This is a genomic window from Kitasatospora sp. NPDC042419, from assembly GCF_056437345.1.
Window position 1 is genome coordinate 165,542 of sequence record NZ_JBWKAW010000005.1, and the last position, 21,209, is coordinate 186,750.

At 75.7% G+C, this 21,209-nt stretch carries 13 protein-coding genes; 11 read left to right on the forward strand and 2 right to left on the reverse strand.

Annotated features, from left to right (window positions below; translation table 11 throughout):
* From AC067J_RS12895 to AC067J_RS12910, 4 genes are all read left to right on the forward strand, one after another.
* Positions 1 to 357, forward strand: a complete 357-nt coding sequence (locus AC067J_RS12895) for an MGMT family protein (RefSeq protein WP_478298453.1) — start codon at positions 1 to 3, stop codon at positions 355 to 357.
* A gap of 246 nt (positions 358 to 603) precedes the next feature.
* The gene (locus AC067J_RS12900; protein ID WP_478298455.1) at positions 604 to 4,062 is read left to right on the forward strand and encodes an ATP-dependent helicase; all 3,459 of its coding nucleotides are present in this window, start codon (positions 604 to 606) and stop codon (positions 4,060 to 4,062) included.
* Positions 4,063 to 4,302: 240 nt separating this feature from the next.
* A complete protein-coding gene (locus AC067J_RS12905; RefSeq protein ID WP_478298457.1) occupies positions 4,303 to 7,545 on the forward strand; it encodes a UvrD-helicase domain-containing protein in 3,243 nt (1,080 codons plus the stop codon).
* A gap of 192 nt (positions 7,546 to 7,737) precedes the next feature.
* On the forward strand, positions 7,738 to 8,949 hold the full coding sequence (locus AC067J_RS12910) for a PP2C family protein-serine/threonine phosphatase (RefSeq protein WP_478298459.1): 1,212 nt from the start codon (positions 7,738 to 7,740) through the stop codon (positions 8,947 to 8,949).
* Positions 8,950 to 9,031: 82 nt separating this feature from the next.
* On the opposite strand, the gene AC067J_RS12915 is transcribed toward AC067J_RS12910, so the two are convergent.
* Positions 9,032 to 10,003 carry an endonuclease/exonuclease/phosphatase family protein gene (locus AC067J_RS12915; RefSeq protein WP_478298461.1) on the reverse strand — a complete coding sequence of 324 codons (972 nt, stop codon included), beginning with the start codon at positions 10,001 to 10,003 and terminating at the stop codon, positions 9,032 to 9,034.
* A gap of 98 nt (positions 10,004 to 10,101) precedes the next feature.
* On the opposite strand from AC067J_RS12915, the gene AC067J_RS12920 reads away from it, so the two are divergent.
* The 6 genes from AC067J_RS12920 (at position 10,102) to AC067J_RS12945 (ending at position 18,299) form a co-directional block, all read left to right on the forward strand.
* On the forward strand, positions 10,102 to 10,734 hold the full coding sequence (locus tag AC067J_RS12920; RefSeq protein WP_478298463.1) for a PadR family transcriptional regulator: 633 nt from the start codon (positions 10,102 to 10,104) through the stop codon (positions 10,732 to 10,734).
* Positions 10,735 to 10,843: 109 nt separating this feature from the next.
* Positions 10,844 to 11,617 (forward strand): ABC transporter ATP-binding protein, encoded by a 774-nt coding sequence (locus AC067J_RS12925; protein WP_478298465.1) that lies wholly within the window; start codon positions 10,844 to 10,846, stop codon positions 11,615 to 11,617.
* Complete coding sequence (locus tag AC067J_RS12930; RefSeq protein WP_478298467.1) at positions 11,614 to 14,499, forward strand: FtsX-like permease family protein; 2,886 nt, start codon at positions 11,614 to 11,616, stop codon at positions 14,497 to 14,499. Before AC067J_RS12925 ends, AC067J_RS12930 begins: the two co-directional genes overlap by 4 nt.
* A gap of 191 nt (positions 14,500 to 14,690) precedes the next feature.
* Positions 14,691 to 16,103, forward strand: coding sequence for a dipeptidase (locus AC067J_RS12935; RefSeq protein WP_478298468.1), 1,413 nt, complete (start codon positions 14,691 to 14,693; stop codon positions 16,101 to 16,103).
* Positions 16,104 to 16,136: 33 nt separating this feature from the next.
* Positions 16,137 to 17,087: an NAD(+) diphosphatase gene (nudC, locus tag AC067J_RS12940; RefSeq protein ID WP_478298470.1), complete on the forward strand. Its 951-nt coding sequence runs from the start codon at positions 16,137 to 16,139 to the stop codon at positions 17,085 to 17,087.
* A 216-nt stretch (positions 17,088 to 17,303) separates the two neighbouring features.
* Complete coding sequence (locus AC067J_RS12945; protein ID WP_478298472.1) at positions 17,304 to 18,299, forward strand: GntR family transcriptional regulator; 996 nt, start codon at positions 17,304 to 17,306, stop codon at positions 18,297 to 18,299.
* Between the two features lie 25 nt (positions 18,300 to 18,324).
* Here AC067J_RS12945 and AC067J_RS12950 read toward each other — a convergent pair whose 3' ends face one another.
* Positions 18,325 to 18,582 carry a mycoredoxin gene (locus AC067J_RS12950; protein ID WP_478298474.1) on the reverse strand — a complete coding sequence of 86 codons (258 nt, stop codon included), beginning with the start codon at positions 18,580 to 18,582 and terminating at the stop codon, positions 18,325 to 18,327.
* Between the two features lie 253 nt (positions 18,583 to 18,835).
* Here AC067J_RS12950 and AC067J_RS12955 point away from each other — a divergent pair, with 253 nt between their 5' ends.
* On the forward strand, positions 18,836 to 21,100 hold the full coding sequence (locus AC067J_RS12955) for an ATP-dependent DNA helicase UvrD2 (RefSeq protein WP_478298476.1): 2,265 nt from the start codon (positions 18,836 to 18,838) through the stop codon (positions 21,098 to 21,100).
* Positions 21,101 to 21,209 lie beyond the last annotated feature (109 nt).

Here is a 21,209-nt window from a genome sequence, read left to right on the forward strand (position 1 = left end):
ATGCCGCAGGTGACGGACGCCCACGACGACGGTGACCGCGGCGAGCTGCCGCCCTTCGCCGAACTGGTGCTCGACCTGGCCGAGCGGATTCCACCCGGCAGGGTGATGACCTACGGCGACATCGCCGAGTACCTCGGCCAGGGCGGTCCGCGCCAGGTCGGCCGGGTGCTGGCCCTGTACGGCGGCGCCGTGCCCTGGTGGCGGGTGATCCGCGCCGACGGCCGCTTCCTCCCCGGCCACGAGCACCGCGCCCTCTCCCACTACGCCGAGGAGGGCACCCCGCTGCGCGAGCTCGCCGACCCGCCCCGGGTCGACCTCAAGCGGGCCCGCTGGGACGGCGAGCCGTCCGGGGAGTAGCCGCGGGGCGGGCGCGTGCGGGGGCGGTCCGGTCCTCCGACGGCGAACGTCGGCGAACATCGGCCGACGGCGACGGCGACGGCGACGGCGACGGCGACGACGACGGCGATGCCGAAACCGACGCCGACGAACCGGCGCGAAACCCGTGCGCGGACGGGAATGACGGGGCAGGATCGTAGGCTCGATACGGCGGGCCCCTCGGCGGGCCCGCCCGCCGTTGCCCGAAGCACGACCCCCAGGACGTCCGTGAGCTCCCCCTACCGTCTGGTGCGCAGCCCCCTCGTGCCGCCCGCCCCGCCCGTGCTCGACGAGTACCAGCGCGCCGTGGCGGAGCACACGGGCGGCCCGCTGCTGGTGCTCGCGGGACCGGGGACGGGCAAGACCACCACCCTGGTCGAGGCCGTCGCGCGGCGCATCGAGCGCGGCACCGACCCCGACCGGATCCTCGTCCTCACCTTCAGCCGCAAGGCGGCGATGGAACTGCGCGACCGGATGGCCGGCCGGCTCGGCGTCACCGCGGCCGGCGCCGGGGCCGCCGCCCCGCAGGCGACCACCTTCCACTCCTTCTGCTACGCCCTGCTCCGCGCCCACCAGGACCCGGCCGACTACGCCGAGCCGCTGCGCCTGCTCTCCGGCCCCGAGCAGGACGTCATGGTCCGCGAACTGCTCGCCGGCGGGGCCGAGGACGCCCGGCTCGGCAGGTCGCGGATCGGCTGGCCGCTCGACCTGCGGGCCTGCCTCACCACCCGCGGCTTCGCCGACGAGGTCCGCGCCGTCCTCGCCCGCAGCCGTGAGCTGGGCCTCGGCGAGGCCGAGCTGGCCCGGTTCGCCGAGGGCGTCCAGCGCCCCGACTGGGCCGCCGCCGCCCACTTCCTCGCCGAGTACCTCGACGTCCTCGACCTGCGGGGGGTCCTCGACTACGCGGAGCTCGTCCACCGCGCCGTGCTGCTCGCCGAGCGCCCCGAGGTCGAGCAGCGGCTGCGGGACCGGTACGACGCGGTCTTCGTCGACGAGTACCAGGACACCGACCCCGCCCAGGTCCGGCTGCTGTGCCGGCTGGCCGGCGACGGGCGCGAACTGATCGCCGTCGGCGACCCCGACCAGTCCATCTACGCGTTCCGCGGCGCCGACATCAACGGCATCCTGGAGTTCCCGCAGACCTTCCGGCACGCCGACGGCCGCCCCGCCGACGTCAAGGTCCTGCGGGTCTCCCGCCGCTCCGGCGCCGTCCTGCTCGCCGCCGCCCGCGAGCTCACCCGCCGGATGCCGATGGGCCGGCTGCCCGCCGACAAGCTCGCCCAGCACCGCGCCCTGCTGCCCTCCCGCGAGGGCGGCCGGGTCGAGGTCTACACCTACCCCACCCCCGGCACCGAACTGGACTCCGTCGCCGACCTGCTGCGCCGCGCCCACCTGGAGGACGGCGTGCCGTGGGGCGAGATGGCCGTCCTGGTCCGGGCCGGGGCCCGGTCCATCCCCGGGGTCCGGCGGGCGCTCGGCGCGGCCGGCGTCCCGCTGGAGATCGACGGCGACGACCTGCCCCTGCGCGAGGAGCCGGCCGTCGCCCAGCTGCTGCTCGCCCTGCGGGTCTGCGCCGAGCAGGCCGTCCGGGACCGGCACGCCCCCGACGCGCCCGACCCGCTGACCACCGACCTCGCGCACACCCTGCTCACCGGCCCGCTCGGCGGCCTCGACGGCGCCGACCTGCGCCGGCTCGGCCGCGCCCTGCGCGAGGAGGAGCGGGCCGCGCTGCGCGCCGAGGCCCGGCGCGCCGAGGCCGCCGGGGCCGACGCCGACGCCGCGACCGGAGCCGACGCCGGGACCGGAGCGGAGGCCGGAGCGGAGACCGTCGCCGGAGCCGGCGCCCCGGCCGCCGCCGTGCCCGCCCAGGCCCGTCCCGCCGCCGTGCCGCGCCCGGCCGGCGAGCTGATCCGCGAGGCCCTCGCCGAACCCGAGCAGCTCGTCGTCCTCGACGCCCCCTACGCCCGCCGCGCCCACGACCTCGGCACGCTGCTGCGCAAGGTCCGCGAGCGCCTCGCCGGCGGCTGCACCGCCGAGGAGGCCCTCTGGGAGCTGTGGGACGGCTCCCGGCGCTGGCGCGAACGCCTGGAGCGGGCCGCCCTGCGCGGCGGCGCCGCCGGCCGCAACGCCGACCGCGACCTCGACGCGCTCTGCGCCCTGTTCGAGACCGCCGCCCGCGCCGAGGAGCAGGTCACCGGCCACCGCGGCGCCCTCGACCTGCTCGCCGAGCTGGAGGCCCAGGACATCGCCGCCGACACCCTCACCGTGCGGGCCGTCCGCCCCGAGGCGGTGCGCCTGATGACCGCCCACCGGGCCAAGGGCCTGGAGTGGCGGCTCGTCGTCGTCGCCGGTGTCCAGGACGGCCTCTGGCCCGACCTGCGCCGCCGCGGCTCGCTCCTGGAGGCCGACCGGATCGGCCGCGACGGCCTCGCCGAACCGCTCACCCCGGCCGCCCTGCTCGCCGAGGAGCGCCGGCTCTTCTACGTCGCCGCCACCCGGGCCAAGGAGCGGCTGGTCGTCACCGCCGTCAAGGCACCCGCCGACGACGGCGACCAGCCGTCCCGGTTCCTGCGCGAGCTCTACCGCGAGGACGTCGACCCCAGGACCGGCCGGGTCGTCCGCCGTACCCCGCCGGTCACCGTCGAGGACGTCACCCACCGCCCGCGCCGCCCGCTCTCCGTCCCCGCGCTGGTCGCCGAGCTGCGCGCGGTCACCGTCGACCCGGCCCGCTCGCCCGAGCTGCGCAGGGCCGCCGCCGAACGGCTCGCCACCCTCGCCCTCGCCACCGACGAGGAGGACCGGCCGCTCGTCCCCGCCGCCCGGCCCGACGCCTGGTGGGGCCTGGACGACGCCACCGCCGCCCCCGACCCGCTGCGCGACGCCGACCTCCCGATCCGGCTCTCCGGCAGCGGCCTGGAGCAGCTGGAGAACTGCTCGCTGCAGTGGTTCCTGGACAAGGAGGTCAAGGCGCGCGGCACCTCCTCCGCCGCGCAGGGCTTCGGCAACGTCGTGCACGCCCTCGCCGACGAGGTCGGCTCCGGCCGCACCCCCGCCGACCTCGCCGTCCTGATGGAGCGCCTCGACACCGTGTGGGACGCGCTGGCCTTCGACGCCCCGTGGAAGTCCCAGCAGGAGAAGACCGAGGCCCGGGCCGCCCTGGAGCGCTTCCTCACCTGGCACGTGATGGGCCGCGGCCGCGACGTCGTCGCCACCGAGCACGGCTTCGACGTCACCCTCGACGCCGGCGGGGTCCGGGTGCGGATCCGCGGTTCGATGGACCGGGTCGAGAAGGACGAGGCCGGGCGCGCCTACGTGGTGGACTTCAAGACCGGCAAGGAACTGCCCACCGACAAGTCGCTGCCCGAGCACAAGCAGCTCGCCGTCTACCAGCTCGCCGTCCGGGCCGGCGCGCTCAACGAGCTGCCCGGCTTCGACGGCTCGGCCCCGGAGACGGGCGGCGCCGAGCTGGTCCAGCTGCGCAAGCCCGACAAGGCCGTGCCGGACGCGCCCAAGGTGCAGCGGCAGGAGCCGCCCGAGGGCGAGCCGTGGATCGAGAACCTGCTCGCCGACGCCGCCGGGCGGATCCTCGCCGAGCGGTTCGTCCCGCAGACCGGCACCGGCTGCGACCGCTGCTCCTTCCGCCGCAGCTGCTCCGCCCAGCGCGACGGCGCCCAGGTCGTGGAGTAGGCCGGGCGCGGGGCGCGTCCCGGGCGCCGGGCCGGCCGGGTCCGGTCCGCGGGGTCCGGTCGGCGGGGTTCGGTCGGCGGGCGCCGGGCCGGCCGGGTCCGATCCGCGGGGTCCGGTCGGCCGGGTCCGGTCCGCGGGGCCCGGGCCGCCGAGCGCCGGCGGACGGCGCGGCAGTGAGGGTCGCCACAGGAGCCCTCCCGTACGGCCCGACCTGTCCGTACCCCCCGTTACCGTTACGGGGTGACCGCCGTGCTCAGCCACCCCGACCAGCTCAAGGAGCTGCTGGGCATCCCCTTCAACCGGGAGCAGATGGCGGCCATCGGCGCCCCCCTCCGGCCGGCCGTCATCGTCGCCGGCGCGGGCTCCGGCAAGACCACCGTGATGGCCGCCCGGGTCGTCTGGCTGGTCGGCTCCGGCGCCGTCCGCCCCGAGGAGGTGCTCGGCCTCACCTTCACCAACAAGGCCGCCGGCGAACTCGCCGAACGCGTCCGCACCGCCCTGCGCCAGTGCGGGTTGGGGACAGCCCCGGCCGAGGGCTGGGGGAGCGCCGCCGGTCTCGCCGAGGAGGCGCTCGGCGAGCCCGAGATCTCCACCTACCACGCCTTCGCCGGCCGCCTCCTCAAGGAGCACGGCCTGCGGATCGGCATCGAGCCCGACGTCCGGCTGCTCGCCGACGCCACCCGGTTCCAGCTCGCCGCCAAGGTGCTGCGCACCGCCCGCGGCCCCTTCCCGGCCCTCACCGGCACCTTCGCCAACCTGGTCGCCGACCTCACCGCACTGGACGGCGAACTCGCCGAGCACCTCGTCGACCCGGACACCCTGCGCGCCCACGACGAGGAGCTCCTCGACACCCTCGCCACCGCCAGGCTCACCAACGACGACCTGCGGGCCGTCCCCGCCACCGCCCGGGCCCGCCTGGAGCTGCTCCGCCTGGTCGAGGACTACCGGCGCCGCAAGACCGCCGCCGGCCTGATGGACTTCGGCGACCAGATCGCCGCCGCCGCCCGGCTCGCCCAGCAGCGCCCCGAGGTCGGCGCCCTGCTGCGCGGCCAGTACCGGGTCGTCCTGCTCGACGAGTACCAGGACACCTCGGTCGCCCAGCGGCTGATGCTGGCCGGCCTCTTCGGCGCCGGCCCGGACGGGCAGCCGTCCGGGCACCCGGTCACCGCCGTCGGCGACCCATGCCAGGCCATCTACGGCTGGCGCGGCGCCTCCGTCGCCAACCTGGACGAGTTCCCCCACCACTTCCCGCGGGCCGACGGCGCCCCGGCCGACCGGTACGCGCTCAGCGAGAACCGCCGCAGCGGCGGCCGGCTGCTCGCCTTCGCCAACCGGCTGGCCGCGCCGCTGCGCGAGATGCACGAGGGCGTCGAGGCGTTGCGCCCCGCCCCCGGCGCCGAGCAGGACGGCTTCGTCCGGGCCGCGCTGCTGCCCACCCACGCCGAGGAGATCGACTGGCTGGCCGACTCGGTCGCCCACCTGGTGCGCACCGGCACCGCGCCCGGCCGGATCGCCGTGCTCTGCCGCGGCGGCGCGGCCTTCCCCGACATCCACGCCGCGCTGGTCGCCCGCGACGTGCCGGTCGAGGTGGTCGGCCTCGGCGGGCTGCTCCACCTGCCCGAGGTCGCGGACCTGGTCGCGGTCTGCGAGGTGCTCCAGGACCCGACCGCCAACGCCGCCCTGGTTCGGCTGCTGATCGGCCCGCGCTGGCGGATCGGCCCGCGCGACCTCGCCATGCTCGGCCGGCGCGCCGCCGATCTGGTCCGCACCGCCCGGCCCGACGGCGTCGAACCGCTCGCCGCCGCGGTCGCCGAGACCGACCCCACCGAGGTGGTCTCGCTCGCCGACGCCCTGGAGACCTTCCTCGACCGCGAGCAGCCCGACGAACTGCCGTTCTCCGCCGAGGCCCGGGTGCGCTTCGCCCGGCTCGCCCGGGAGCTGCGCGAACTGCGCCGCTCGCTGGCCGAGCCGCTGATGGACGTGCTGCACCGGGTCCTCGCCGCGACCGGTCTGGAGGTCGAACTCGCCGCCTCCCCGCAGGCGCTGGCCGCCCGCCGCCGGGAGACCCTGCACGCCTTCCTGGACGTCGCCGCCTCCTTCGCCGACCTCGACGGCGACCCGGGCCTGGCCGCCTTCCTCGGCTTCCTGCGCGCCGCCCAGGAGCACGACCGCGGGCTGGACGCCGGCCTGCCCGGCGGCGAGGACACCGTCAAGGTGCTCACCGCGCACAAGTCGAAGGGCCTGGAGTGGGACGTCGTCGCCGTCCCCGGCCTGGTCAGGGGCGCGTTCCCGTCCTCGAACGCGCGCGAGCGCTGGACCAGCACCAAGCGCGTCCTGCCGCACGCCCTGCGCGGCGACGGCGCCACCCTGCCCGACGTGCGCGACGGCTGGAACGGCAAGTCGATGGCCGCCTTCAAGGCGGCGCTCGCCGAGCACTCCGGCACCGAGGAACTGCGCCTCGGCTACGTCGCCTTCACCCGGCCCCGCGGCCTGCTGCTCGCCTCCGGCCACTGGTGGGGACCGAGCCAGAAGACGGCGCGCGGCCCGTCCGCCTTCCTGGAGCAGCTGCGCGCCCACTGCGAGGAGCCCGGCAACGGCGAGATCGAGCACTGGACCGAGCCGCCGGCCAAGGGCGCCGAGAACCCGGCGCTGGCCGCGCCCGTCGAACGCCCCTGGCCGCTGCCGCTCGACCCGGCCGCCCAGCACGCCCGCCGCCGGGTCGCCGAGGTGGTGCACCGCCGCCTCGCCGGGCAGCCCGCCCCGGAACCCGGGCCGATGGCCCCCGAGGACCGCCGGCTGGTCGAGTCCTGGGACCGCGACCTGAACGCGCTGACGGGGGAGTTGGAGCGCTCCCGGCGCGGCGTGCGGGAGGTCCCGCTGCCCGCCTCGCTGTCCGCCACCCAGCTGCTGCGCCTGGCCGCCGACCCGGACGGCTTCGCCCGCGACCTGGCCCGGCCGATGCCGCGCCCGCCGCAGCCCGCAGCCCGCCGCGGCACCCGCTTCCACGCCTGGGTGCAGTCCAGGATCGAGCCGCTGATGCTGATCGGGCCGGGTGCGCTGCCCGGCGCCGACGACGACGGCATCGAGGACGAGCAGGACCTGGAGCGGCTCAAGGAGGCGTTCCTGCGCACGCCGTACGCGGACCGGGAGCCGTACCGGGTCGAGACGCCGTTCCACCTGGTGCTGGCGGGCCGGGTGGTGCGCGGCCGGATCGACGCGGTCTACCGGGAAGGTGACGGCGGGTCAGAATTCGGCGGCGCGTCACGCTACGAAGTGGTGGACTGGAAGACGCACCGCGAGGAGACCGCCGATCCGCTCCAACTCGCCGTCTACCGGCTCGCCTGGGCCGAACAGGCGGGCGTCCCCCTGGAGCAGGTCACGGCCTCGTTCCTGTACGTCCGCAGCGGCCGGATCGAACAACCCGCAGGACTTCCCGACCGAAAAGAGTTGGAACGGCTCCTGATCGGGAACAGTGAAGAATGAGTCACGGAGAGCATTCAAGTCATCACGGCATCGGGCGAAACCTGTGCGTAGTGCACGTTTCGCGCCTATTGTGGGGTCGGTAACCGGTCAACCCCCGTACTCCGGCCGCCAGCGAGGCCCGCATTCCCTAACCCTCAGTCATCACCGCAGGTGCCCCTCGGGCACCGGCGTCTTCTGCTGGAGAGACCGAAGTTGAGCGCGACCGGATGGATCAGAGAACGGTTCGCCGGACCGACCCCGGGAACCGCACCCGGCGCGACCGGCACCTGGCCGAGGACGGCACTCACGCTGCCGTTCATCGGCATGGCGCTGGTCGTCGTCCTCGACTACTTCACCGACGCCGCGGTCACCGTCGAACCGGCGCTCACCGCCGTCCCGGCACTGGCCGCCGTGGTCAGCCGGCGCACCTGGTACCCGCTGGCCATCGGCGCCTGCACCGAGGCCGCCGCCTTCCTGATGGCCTTCCACAACGACGTGCTCGGCGAGTCCGTGCACAGCGCCACCGTCTTCGCCATCGTCCTGGTCGCCGCGATCGGCTGGGTCAGCGCCACCCTGCGGCTGCGCCAGGAGCGCCTGCTCGCCGACGCCCAACTGGTCGCCTCGATCGCCCGCCGGGTCCTGCTGCGGCCCGTCCCCGAACGGGTCGGCACCGTCAAGGCCGCCGTCCACTACGAGGCCGCCGCCGCCCACGCCAGGATCGGCGGTGACCTCTACGAGGTCGTCAACACCCGGCACGGCGTCCGGGCGGTGGTCGGCGACGTCCGCGGCAAGGGGCTCGGCGCCGTGGAGACCGCCGCGGCCGTGCTCGGCGCCTTCCGCGAGGCCGCCCACCAGGAGGCCGCGCTCGACCGGGTGGCCGGCTGGCTCGCCGTCAGCCTCGACCGCGCCCTGCACGAGAACGACCACCCGGGCGTGGAGGAGGAGTTCGTCACCCTCGTCCTGATCGGCGTCCGGTCCGACGGCACCGCCGAGATCGTCAACTGCGGCCACCCCGCCCCGCTGCTGCTGCGCGGCACCGAGCCCGTGCGGCCGCTCGAACTCGCCGAGACGGTGCCCCCGCTCGGCGTCCTCGACCCGGCCGACGTCCGGCCGCCGGTGCACCGCGTGCCGCTGCGCCGGGACGACCGGGTGCTGCTGTTCACCGACGGCGTCATCGAGGCCCGCGACCGGGCGGGTGTCTTCTACCCGCTCGCCGAACGGCTCCCGGTCTGCGCCGAGGGCCGCCCGGTCGACGTGCTGCGGCGCCTGCACGAGGACGTCGTCCGCCACGTCGGCCGCCAACTCGGCGACGACGCGGCGATGCTGCTGCTGCAGTACGACCCGCCGCCGGTCGCGGACCGCCCCGACCCGGCCGCACCCGTCCCGCACGTCCCGCACCAGAACGGCCAGTTCTCCCGGCAGTGACGGGCCCCGGCCCCTGCTGCCCGCCGGCCTGACCGCCTGACCGCCTGCCCGGACCGGGTCAGGTGGTCAGGCGGCCGGTCGGTCAGAGCGAGGCCTCCACCACCAGCGGCCGGTGGTCCGACACCCCGGTGCTCGGGGCGGCGGCCGGGCCGACGGCGGCGCGCGGCACGCCGATCGCCAGCACGTGGTCGAACTGCACCGCCGGCCGGTGCGACGGGTAGGTGGGCGTGCGGGCGAGGTCGTACCAGCCCTGCAGCCGGGGCCGCGGCTCGCGCACCCGGCGCCGGCGGGCGTCGGTGAACTGCGGCCGGGCCCGCCGGGCCGCCCGCAGTTCGCGGACCTTCTCCCGGGGGGCGGTGCGGTCCAGCGCGGCCGCCGAACCGAGGACCGTGCGCGGCACCGCGCCGATCAGGTTGAAGTCGCCCAGCACCAGGTAGGGCTGCGGCAGGTCGGCGATCCAGCGCCGGATCCCGGCGAGCTGCGCCATGTTCCAGCCCGGCACGAACGACAGGTGCGCCGCCACCACGGTGAACGGTCCGCGCCCGCCCTCCAGCACCGCGGCCAGCGCGGCCCGCGGCTCGTCCGGGACGGGCGTGAGCCCACGCCTCCCGGCGACCCGGAGCGGCAGCCCGAACGGCGCCGGCGCGAACCTGCGGGCCCGCCAGTGCAGCACCGGCAGCCGGGTCAGCAGCGCCGTGCCGTACGAGGGCGGGGCGTCGTCGCCGACCTCGCCCGGCCCGTACACCCGGATCCCGGGGGGCGCCGAGAGGTCGGGCACCCAGCCGGCCACCGGCGCCGGCCGGCCGTGCAGGGCGGCGGCGAACCGCCAGTCGGCCGCGCCCATCGCCTTGGCGGCGACGGCGGCCTGGTCGGTGCCGCCGGAGCGGGCCTGGTGGCGGTCCACCTCCTGGAGCGCCAGCACGTCGGCGTCCAGCGCGGCCACGGCCTCCGCGAGCGGCCCGCCGGGGTCGGCCGGGTAGGGGCGGGGGGCGCCGTCCGGGGCGAGCGGCTGACCGTGCAGCAGATTGAAGGTGGCGATGCGCAACTGGCTCACACCGCACGACGGTACCCGCTCGCCGGGGGCCGGTGCGCGGCCGCGGCCCCGACCCGTCCGGCTTGACCCGTCGAGCATACCCGGTATACATACTCGGTATGTCCATCCGTCACGGCCTGCTCGCCCTGCTCGACCAGGGCCCGCGTTACGGCTACCAGCTGCGAACCGAGTTCGAGGCGCGCACCGGCGCCACCTGGCCGCTCAACGTCGGCCAGGTCTACACCACCCTCGCCCGCCTGGAGCGCGACGGGCTGGTCGTCCCCGCGGGGGAGGACGACGAGGGACACCAGTTCTACGCCGTCACCGACGCCGGCCGGGCCGAACTGCGGACCTGGTTCGACAGCCCGGTGCCGCGCACCAACCCGCCGCGCGACGAACTCGCCATCAAGCTCGCGATGGCCGTCACCGTCCCGGGCGTCGACGTGCCCGCCGTCGTCCAGGGCCAGCGCCGGCACAGCATCAAGGCGCTCCAGGACTACACCCGGCTCAAGGCCCGCGCCCTCGCGGGCACCGAGGCCGCCGGGCACGACGCCGGCGGGGCCGACCTCGCCTGGCTGCTCGTCCTCGAACAGCTCATCTTCCAGACCGAGGCCGAGGTCCGCTGGCTCGACCACTGCGAGACCCGGCTCGCCCGGCGCGCCGAGGTCGAACAGGCCCGCGCCGCCGAGAACCGGCAGAACGAGCCCGCGCCCCCGGCCTCCCGGCTCGGACGCCGTCGCACCAGGACCTGAGCCGCCCCGGCGGCCCACCCCGTACGGACCCGACCACACCGTACGGACCCACGAACCACCGGTCCGCCGCACCACGCGAGCGGCGGGCCCCTTCACAGCAGGGGGAAGTGTGTCCCACACCGATCCGACCGGGAACGGCCGCAACGCGGTCCTGCACCTGGACAACGTCACCCGCGTCCACGGGCAGGGAGCCGCCGAGGTCCAGGCGCTGCGCGGCGTCGACCTCAAGGTGCACCCCGGCGAGTTCGTCGCCGTCATGGGCCCCTCCGGGTCCGGCAAGTCCACCCTGCTGACCCTCGCGGGCGGCCTGGACACCCCCAGCACCGGCCAGGTCCTCGTCGAGGGCGTCGCCCTCGGCGGACTCGACCGCAAGCGCCTCGCCGAGGTCCGCCGCCGCTCCGTCGGCTACGTCTTCCAGGACTACAACCTGATACCGGCGCTCACCGCCGCCGAGAACATCTCCCTCCCGCGCGAACTCGACGGCCTCTCCGGCCGCGCCGCCCGCCGCGAGGCCCTCACCGCCCTGGAGGAGCTCGGCATCCCCGAGCTCGCCGACCGCTTCCCCGACGACATGTCCGGCGGCCAGCAGCAGCGCGTCGCCATCGCCCGCGCCCTCATCGGCGACCGCCGCCTCGTCCTCGCCGACGAACCCACCGGCGCCCTCGACTCCACCACCGGCGAGTCGGTCCTCGCGGTCCTGCGCGCCCGCTGCGACGCCGGCGCCGCCGCCATGATGGTCACCCACGAGCCCCGGCACGCCGCCTGGGCCGACCGCGTCGTCTTCCTCCGCGACGGCCGCATGGTCGACGAGAGCGTCAGCCAGGACGCCGGAAGCCTCCTCGTCGCCGCCGCGGCGAACGCGAAGGGCCCGGTGGAGCGGTGAAGCTCAGCGCCTGGCGGGTCGCCCTGCGCATCGCCCGCCGTGACGCCCTGCGCGCCAAGGGCCGCAGCGCCCTCGTCGTCGCCATGGTCGCCCTTCCCGTCCTCGGCGTCGCCGGCGCCGACGTGGTCTTCCGCAGCGCCGAACTCGACCCGGGCGAGAAGGTCGTCCGCACCATGGGCCAGTCCGCGGCCGAGATCCGCATGCTCGAACGCGGCTCCCTCGTCCTCCAGGCGCCGGACCCGGAGAACGACTTCCACATCGAGAGCCCCGACGACGCCAAGAAGCCGGGCGAGCAGCCCAGCTACACCCCCGAGCAGCGGCGCAGCCTCGACACCGAGCCCGCCGAACTCGTGAGGCAGCTCCTGCCGTCCGGCGCCACCCTCGTCCCGGTGCGCCAGGGCCCCTACACCGCCGCCAGCACCCGCGAGGGCCTCACCAACGTCCGGATCGTCGAGGCCGACCTCGCCGACCCGGTCTGGCGCGGCCGGGTCGACGTCGTCGAGGGCCGGGCCCCGAGCGCCGACCACGAGGTCGCCGTCACCCGGGACTTCCTCGACCGCTCCGGCCTGAGCCTCGGCGGGCACACCTCCCCGCGCGGCCTCGAAGCCACCCCCTTCACCATCACCGGCGTCGCCGAGTACCCCGGCGACCTGCGCGCCTCCACCGTCATCGGCCGGCCCGGCGCCCTGATCACCCCGCTCGCCAAGCTGCCCGGCGCCGAGCAGTCCCGCGGCGGGCGCGGCCCCTCGTCCGACGGCGAGGACCGCTGGCTGGTCAAGCTCCCCGCCGGGACCGCCGTCGACTGGCCCAAGGTCCTGGAGTTCAACAAGTACGGCTTCACGGTCAGCTCCCGCGCGGTCCTGCTCGACCCGCCGGCCCGCGCCGACGTGCCGTTCTACGCCTACCAGGACAGCCAGGGCGGCGGCGCGACCCCGTTCTTCGACAAGACCTCCGTCGTCATCCTGGCGACCGTCGTAGGCATGGCCCTGCTGGAGATCGTGCTCCTCGCGGGCCCCGCCTTCGCCGTCGGGGCCCGGCGCTCCCGGCGGCAGCTCGGCCTGCTCGCCGCCGGCGGCGGTGACCGCGCCAACGTCCGCGCCGTCGTCCTCGGCGGCGGCGTCGTCCTCGGCCTCACCGGCGCGGCCGTCGGCCTCGCCGCGGGCATCGGCCTGGTCGCCCTGCTGCGGGGCTACGCCGAGGGCTCCGCCGGAAAGCGGTTCGGGCACTTCGACCTGCAGCCGCTCGACCTGGCCGGCATCCTGCTGATCGGCCTGGTCACCGGCCTGCTGGCCGCCGTCGTCCCCGCCGTCCAGGCCTCCCGCCAGGACGTCGTGGCCGCGCTCACCGGCCGGGACAGCCTCAAGCCGCCGAGCCGCAAGCTCGCCCTGCTCGGCCTGACGATGCTCGGCGCCGGCTCCGCCCTCGCCCTGTTCGGCGCGACCGGGGGCTTCGGCAGCCGCTCGATGGCCGTCCTCGGTGGCTCGGTCGTCGCCGAACTCGGCATGGTCGCCCTCACTCCCTACCTGGTCGGCCTCTTCGGGCGGATCGGCCGCTGGCTGCCGCTCGGCCCCCGCCTCGCGCTGCGCGACTCCGTCCGCCACCGCGGCCGCACCGCGCCCGCCGTCGCCGCCGTGATGGCCGCCGTCGCCGGGTCCGTGGCCGTCGGCGTCTACGTGGCCAGCAGCGACGAGCAGCACCGTCGCGAGTACACCGCCTCCGGCCCCGCCAACGCGGTCATCGTGGCCAGCGGCTGGGGCGCCGCCGCCGACGGTTCGATGCTGCCGCGGCTGCGCGGCGCCGTCCAGGACAACATCCCCGCCCTCGGCAAGCGCGCCGACGTCGGGCGCGTCAACTACAAGGGCGACTGCATGGTGCGCGGCGGCGCCTGCGGCCACGTCGCCGTCGTCCTGCCCGAGGAGCTGCGCTGCCCGGTCTGGGGCCGGCGGTCCGTCATGATCGAGGGCGAGACCGAGCGGCTGCTGCGCGAGGACCCGCGCTGCAGGCAGGCGACGATCTCGCACGGCAGCGTCTTCGGCGGGGTCCAGGCGGGCGACGCCAACCTGCTGCACAACCTCTACGGCTCCACCGACCCGGCCGGCGCGCAGGCGCTCGCCGCGGGCAAGGCGGTGGTCTTCGACCAGCGCTACATCAAGGACGGGAAGATCACGCTCGAACTCACCGAGCCGGACGACCCGAACCACCCGCCCACCCCCGACACGGAGCCGGTCGTCCACCCGGTCACCGTCGAGGCCGTCCACGTCGCGGTGCCGGTCCAGGCCGGCGGTGACGTCGTGCTCACCTCCGAGACCGCCGCCCGGCTCGGCCTCACCACCAGCGACTCCGGCTCGGTCTGGCTGCCCGAGGCCGCCCCGACCGACCGGGCCGAGCAGAAGGCCCGCGGCGCCCTCGCCAAGCTGTCCGACGGCACCGACTTCGAGGTCGAACGCGGCTACCGCTCGGAGGGCGACCTGGTCAGCCTCGGGCTCACCGGCTTCGCGGGCCTGGTCGCCCTCGGCGCCGCGGGCATCGCCACCGGCCTCGCGGCCGCCGACTCCCAGCGCGACCTGACCACCCTCGCGGCGGTCGGCGCGGCACCCCGGATCCGGCGCACCCTCTCCGGCTTCCAGTGCGGGGTCATCGCCGCGATGGGCGCCCTGCTCGGGGCCGCCGCCGGGATCGTGCCCGCGGTGGCGCTGCGCAAGGTCGAGGCGGCCTCGATGGCCTACCCGGGGATGAGCCTGCAGGAGGAGGCTGCCAAGGGCATCGTGGTGTTCCCCTGGCTCAACGTCGTGGGAACCGTGGTGGTGCTGCCGCTGCTCGCGGTGGGGCTGGCCGCGCTGCTCACCCGCTCGCGGATCTCGCTGCTGCGCCGCTCCGGCTGAGCTCCCCGCCCGGACGGCACCCGTGTCCGGGTGCCCCGCCCGGGACGTCTCCCGGGCACCCCGCCCCGCCCCCGTCACCCCCGGCCGCCGTCTCCGTGCGGCCGGGGGTGACGGACGTTACAGGCCTTCCGGTGTCCACCGGCCGGGATCGGGGCCTGTCCGACCCGCACGGGCGAACTAAAGTCGTCCGTATGACGAGAACCCCGGACAGCGTCGTCCGCTCCTTCATCGACCAGCACCAGGCCGCCTTCCTCGCGGACCTCGCCGACTGGCTCCGCATCCCCTCGGTCTCCGCCGATCCCGGCCGGGCCGACGACGTGCGCCGCTCCGCCGAGTGGCTGGCCGCGAAGCTGCGCGACACCGGCTTCCCGGTGGCCGAGGTGTGGGAGACGGACGGCCTTCCGGCGGTCTTCGCCGAGTGGCCGTCCGGGGACCCGTCCGCCCCGACCGTGCTGGTCTACGGGCACCACGACGTGCAGCCGGCGGCGAAGGAGGACGGCTGGGCGACCGAGCCGTTCGAGCCGACGGTGGTCGGGAAGCAGCTGTTCGCCCGCGGCGCCGCCGACGACAAGGGCCAGGTCTTCTTCCACACGCTGGGGGTGCGGGCCCACCTGGCCGCCACCGGCCGCACCGCGCCGGCCGTCAACCTCAAGCTGCTGGTCGAGGGCGAGGAGGAGTCCGGCTCGCCGAACTTCGCCGGCCTGGTCCGGCGCGAGGCCGACCGGCTCGCCGCCGACGTGGTGATCATCTCGGACACCGGGATGTGGTCCGAGACCACGCCGACCGTCTGCACCGGCATGCGCGGTCTGGCCGACGCCCAGATCGACCTGTACGGGCCGGACACCGACATCCACTCCGGCTCGTTCGGCGGGGCCGTGCCCAACCCGGCCGCCGTCGCCGCCGAGCTGGCCGCCGGCCTGCACGACGCCGACCGCCGGGTCGCCGTCCCCGGCTTCTACGACGGCGTGATCGAGCTGACCGAGCGTGAGCGCGAGCTCTTCGCCGAGCTGCCCTTCGACGAGGCGCAGTGGCTGAAGGTCGCCAAGTCGTACGGCACCACCGGCGAGGCCGGCTACTCCACCCTGGAGCGGATCTGGGCCCGCCCGACCGCCGAGGTCAACGGCATCTGGGGCGGCTACACCGGCCCCGGCGGCAAGACCATCGTGCCCTCCTCGGCGCACCTCAAGCTCTCCTTCCGGCTGGTCGCCGGACAGGAGGTGGAGAAGGTCCGCGAGGCCGTCCGGTCCTGGGTGGCCGACCGGGTGCCGGAGGGCATCCGCTACGAGCTGGTCTTCCCGGGCGCGACCCGGCCGTGCCTGACCCCGCTCGACCACCCGGCGCTGCAGTCCACCGTCCGGGCGATGGGGCGGGCCTTCGAGCAGAAGATCCTCTTCACCCGCGAGGGCGGGTCCGGCCCGGCCGCGGACCTCCAGGACGTGCTCGGCGCGCCGGTGCTGTTCCTCGGCATCTCGGTGCCCTCGGACGGCTGGCACTCGGTCGACGAGAAGGTCGAGCTGGACCTGCTGGCCAAGGGCGTGGAGACGGCCGCCTACCTCTGGGCCGACCTGGCCGAGAGCTGGCGGCCGGGCAGCACGAGCGAGTGAACCCGAACCGTCCGGAAGACTCATCACGTGGGGATGGAACAGTTGAGCACCGTGCCTGAGACCGAACGCCCGCTGCACCTGGCGCTGGCCCGGGCCGGGGTGGACCGGGCGGCCCAGCACCGGTTCGACGAGCCCTGGCTGGCGGCCGCCTGGAGCCACCCGAGCACCAAGGTACTGCCGATCGCCGGCGGCGAGGCCTTCGTGGTGGACAGCGGCCAGGGGACCGAGCTGGTCCTGATGCCCTCCTTCGAGGCGCCGCAGACCGGCGACCGGTACTTCCTCGGCACCGACGAGGAGGGCGTCTCCTACTTCGCGCTGGCCGGCGAGAGCCTGCCGGGCCGGCTGGACGGCGACGCCCGCCCGGCCGGGCTGCGCGAGGTCGGTGCGCTGCTCTCCGACCGGGACGCCGGGCTGCTGGTGCACGCCGTCGCACTGGAGCACTGGCACCGGCTGCACAGCTTCTGCTCGCGCTGCGGCCACCCGACCGAGAAGGCCGGGGCCGGGCACGTGCGGCGGTGCACCTCCTGCGCGGCCGAGCACTACCCGCGCACCGACCCGGCGGTGATCATGATGATCACCGACGAGGAGGACCGCTGCCTGCTCGGCCGTCAGGCGCTCTGGCCCGAGGGCCGCTGGTCGACCCTGGCCGGCTTCGTCGAGCCGGGGGAGTCGATCGAGCAGGCGGTGGTCCGCGAGGTGCACGAGGAGGCCGGGGTGCGGGTCGCCGAGGTCTCCTACGTGGCCAGCCAGCCGTGGCCGTTCCCGTCCAGCCTGATGCTCGGCTTCATGGGCAAGGCGGACCCGGAGGGCACCGCGATCACCGTGGACGGCGAGGAGCTGGCCGAGGCGCGCTGGTTCTCCCGGGAGGAGCTGCGGGCCGGGATGGCGGCGGGGGAGATCCTGCCGCCGTCGGGGATCTCGATCGCCCGGCACCTGGTCGAACTCTGGTACGGGGAGCCGCTGCCGTCGGCGGCCCGCTGGTAATTCCGGCGGATTGAAGCGTTCTCGATATTGGGGGCGCGCGGACTGGCTCCGTGCGCCCCCAATTTTCTTTCCGAACCCGTCTCCCCACGATGTTCGTAATCGGAGCGGCCCTGTCCAGTACGGCACCCGCGCGAGCGGCGGCCGCCGTCACCGATACCGGGCGACTTTGCCGTAAACGCCTGAAAGCCCGTCGCCGCGCTCGCTACATTCACTCGGGTGACAATCCCACGGGGCACCGCCCAATCCCCCAAATACCAGCGCCTCGCCGCGGACCTGCGCCGCCGGATCGCCGAGGGCGAGTTCACCACCGAGGCCGCCCTCCCGGTCGAGAGCGAACTGGAGCGCCAGTACGGGGTGGCCCGCAACACCGTCCGGCTGGCCGTCGACGTGCTGGTCAACGAAGGCCGCCTGGTCCGGCTCCAGGGCAAGGGGACCTACCTGCGCGAACATCCCGTCCTCGACCACCGCGCCTACGGGCCCGCCCCCGGCCGCGACGTCCGCGGCGGCGGCCTCCAGGGCGGGGGCGGCCCGTCCGCCGCCGCGGGCGGACCAGGCATCCCCGGGCCGGGGTCCGGCTCCGCCGGGGCCTCCGGGGCTCCGGGGTCCGCCGGGTCCGCCGGGGTCCTCGGGTCCTTCGCGGCCGAGGACGGCCCGCGTGACTGCCTCGCCGTCCCCAGCGCCGTCTACCGCGGCGAGGCCGCCGACGCCGGGCGGGAGCTCACCGTCGACTTCGAGATGATGATCGTCCGGGCCCGGATCGACATCGCCGAGCGGCTCGGCCTGCGCCCCGGCGAGGCCATCGTGGTCCGCCGCCAGCTGCGCCTGCTGGACCGCGAGCCGTACTCCATCGAGGAGAGCCACTACCGGGCCGGACTCGCCGCCGGCACCCCGCTGATGGAGCCCGACCAGATCGACGGCGGCGACGAGGCGGTGCTCGCCGCCCTCGGCCGCACCGAGATCGGCGCCGTCGACCACCTGATCGCCCGGATGCCCGGCCCCGAGGAGGCCCAGTGGTTCCAGGGCGGCCCGGGCGTGCCGCTGGTGGTCCAGACCCGGGTCACCTACGACCGGCGCGGACCGGTCCGGGTCATCGAGACCCGCTACTCGGCCGACCGCAGCCGGCTGGTCTACGGCGTCGGCGACCTCGCCGCCCGCGCCTCGCTGCCCGCACCGGCCGCCCCCGTCGACCCGGCCCGGGCGGACGCGCCGTAGCGCGCGCACCCGGGCCGTGCGGTCCTCAGGCGGCCAGGGCCTTCTTCACCTGGATCAGGCTCGGGTTGGTCATCACGACCCGCTCGCCGCCGCCCGCCGGCTGCACGAGCACCGTCGGGACGGTCTGGTTGCCGTTGTTCACCGACTCGACGAAGGACGCCGACGCCGGGTCCTCCTCGATGTTGATCTCGGTGTAGCCGATGCCTTCACGGTCCAGCTGGCTCTTGAGCCGGTTGCAGTAGCCGCACCAGGTCGTGCTGTACATCGTCACGCTGCCGGACATCGAGGGGACTCCTTCGAAAGAGAGAGGGGGCGTACGGTTCCAGGGGGAGAACGTCCGCCGCACGGCGGTCATTCCGCGCCCCGACCGGCGGTCCCGCGCGGTTCCGCGAGGTCGTAGGGAGGCGCACCCCTGGCGCGCGACGGACCGAACGCGCCCCCGAGTGCGACAACCCGCCGGCCCGCGCGGCGATCATCCTGCGATCACACCGCCCCTGTGGACAACCCCGCCACGGTTGTCCGAGCGGACTGAGAGGATGGAACGCATGCAGGAAGACCTCTTGAGCGGCATCCCGTTCGACGACCACGGCAGTGACCGGTCCGGCCACCCCGACGCCACCGGTCCCGACGCGGTCCTCGCCGGGCTCGACCCCGAACAGCGGGCCGTCGCCACCGCCCTGCACGGGCCCGTCTGCGTCCTCGCCGGAGCCGGCACCGGCAAGACCCGGGCCATCACCCACCGCATCGCCTACGGCGTGCGCAGCGGCGTCTACCAGCCCCAGCAGGTCCTCGCGGTCACCTTCACCGCCCGCGCCGCCGGCGAGATGCGCGGCCGCCTGCGCCAGCTCGGCGCCGACGGCGTCCAGGCCCGCACCTTCCACGCCGCCGCCCTCCGCCAGCTCCAGTACTTCTGGCCGCGCGCCGTCGGCGGACCGGTCCCGCAGCTGCTGGAGCGCAAGGTCCAGCTGGTCGCCGAGGCCGCGAGCCGCTGCGGCCTGCGCGTCCAGCGCACCGAACTGCGCGACCTCACCGCCGAGGTCGAATGGGCCAAGGTCACCCAGATCGGCCCCGACGACTACCCCGCCGCCGTCCAGAAGTCCGGCCGCGACGCCCCCCGCGACCCGGCCGAGACCGCCCAGGTCTACCGCGTCTACGAGGAGGCCAAGACCCGCCGCGGCGTCATCGACTTCGAGGACGTCCTGCTGCTCACCGCCGCCATCCTGGAGGACCGCCCCGACATCGCCGACCAGGTCCGGTCCCAGTACCGGCACTTCACCGTCGACGAGTACCAGGACGTCTCCCCGCTCCAGCAGCGCCTCCTCGACCAGTGGACCGGCCCGGGCGGCGGCGCCAGCCTCTGCGTCGTCGGCGACGCCAGCCAGACCATCTACTCCTTCACCGGCGCCACCCCGGACTACCTGCTCAACTTCCGCACCCGCCACCCCGAGGCGACGGTCGTCAAGCTGGTCCGCGACTACCGCTCCACCCCGCAGGTCGTCCACCTCGCCAACGGGCTGCTCGCCCAGGCCCGCGGCGAGGCCGCCCGGCACCGCCTCGAACTCGTCTCCCAGCGCGAGGCCGGCCCCGAGCCCGTCTACACCGAGTACGAGGACGAGCCGACCGAGGCGGAGACCACAGCCCGCCGGATCAAGGACCTCCTCGCCGCCGGCGTCCGCGCCAGCGAGGTCGCCGTCCTGTTCCGCACCAACGGCCAGTCCGAGGTCTACGAGCAGGCCCTCGCCGACCTCGGCGTCCCCTACCAGCTCAAGGGCGCCGAGCGGTTCTTCGAACGGCCCGAGGTCCGCGACGCCGGCGTCCTGCTGCGCGGCGCCGCCCGGGCCGGCTCCGACCCGCTCACCGACGACGCCCCCGACCTCGCCGGCCAGGTCCGCGCCGTCCTCGCCACCCGCGGCTTCACCGCCGAGCCGCCGGCCGGCTCCGGGGCCGTCCGCGACCGCTGGGAGTCCCTCGCGGCGCTGGTCCGCCTCGCCGAGGAGTTCGAGCGCACCCGGACCGCCGAGGGCCTGGCCGCCGACCTCGCCGCCTACGTCGCCGAGCTCGACGCCCGCGCCGCCGCCCAGCACGCCCCCGCCGTCGAGGGCGTCACGCTGGCCTCCCTGCACGCCGCCAAGGGCCTCGAATGGGACGCCGTCTTCCTCGTCGGCCTCACCGAGGGCACCCTGCCGATCATCTACGCCAAGACCGACGAGCAGATCGAGGAGGAGCGCCGCCTCCTCTACGTCGGCGTCACCCGGGCCCGCAAGCACCTCTCCCTCTCCTGGGCGCTCTCCCGCTCCCCGGGGGGCCGGGCCTCCCGCAAGCCCAGCCGCTTCCTCGACGGCCTGCGCCCCGGCTCCAGCGCCCCCGGCACCCGCTCCGCCGGGCGCGGCGGGCGCGGCGGCGTCGAGCCGGGCGAGCGCTCCGCCGCCCGCCGGGCCCGCGGACCGGTCAAGTGCCGGGTCTGCGACCGGGCCCTCACCGAGGCCGTCGAGCGCAAGCTCCGCCGCTGCGAGAGCTGCCCGTCCACGATGGACGAGGCGCTCTACGAGCGGCTGCGCGAGTGGCGGGCCGCCCAGGCCCGCAAGCAGGGCGCCCCGGCCTACGTCGTCTTCACCGACGCCACCCTGATGGCCATCGCCGAGGACGTCCCCGGCACCCGCCAGGAGCTGGCCGTCATCTCCGGGGTCGGTGCCATGAAGCTGGACAAATACGGGGCCGCCGTGCTCTCGTTGTGTGCGGGGGAGGAGCCCGAGGAGGATCCGGGGGACGTCGAGGACGGCCGGTCGGACGAACCGGCCTGAGCCGGTCCGGGGCGATCACAGCCGGCGTCGCGAGGCGCCGAGGAGACCGTCGGGAAACTCGCCGGAAAAATAGTTTGCGCGCCATACCGGGAGCGCAATAGCCTGCCGG